The following is a 464-nucleotide window of genomic DNA, read 5'->3' as shown; positions in this document are numbered from 1 at the left end:
TTAACTGAGGCTCAAAAAGAAGATATAAAAGAAAAGTACTCGGTTAAAAATATCTACGCTATAAGTAATTTTGTAAAAATATCTGAAAAACAAAGTGATTTTACATATAAAAAAATAGTGGGGCATATTTCGAGAATGGTAGCTACCAAAGGTCTTGATTATTTATTAGAAGTTGCCGAATTAGTAATACAGAAAGAAAAAGACGTAGAATTTCAAATATATGGAGAAGGTCCAGAGAAAAAAAGAATTCAAAATTCTATTGATAAAAAGGGATTAAATAACAATGTAAAACTTCTTGGTTATACTTCTAAACCAAAACAAACATTAGAAAGTTTTAAATGTGTTTTATCTACCTCACAGTATGAAGGACAAGGTTTAAGTATGATAGAAGCAATGCTACTCGAAAAACCTGTAATCGCATTTAATGTAAAATATGGACCTAGTGAATTTATTACTAATGGAAA

Annotated in this window: 1 protein-coding gene; it reads left to right on the top strand. The window is 28.0% G+C overall.

Annotated features, from left to right (window positions below; genetic code table 11):
- On the top strand, positions 1–464 hold a 464-nt coding region (locus RAD15_RS43740; protein ID WP_458184851.1), incomplete at both ends, for a glycosyltransferase.

It is taken from the genome of Bradyrhizobium sp. 14AA, from assembly GCF_054185205.1.
This window is presented reverse-complemented; position numbering and strand designations above follow the sequence as displayed.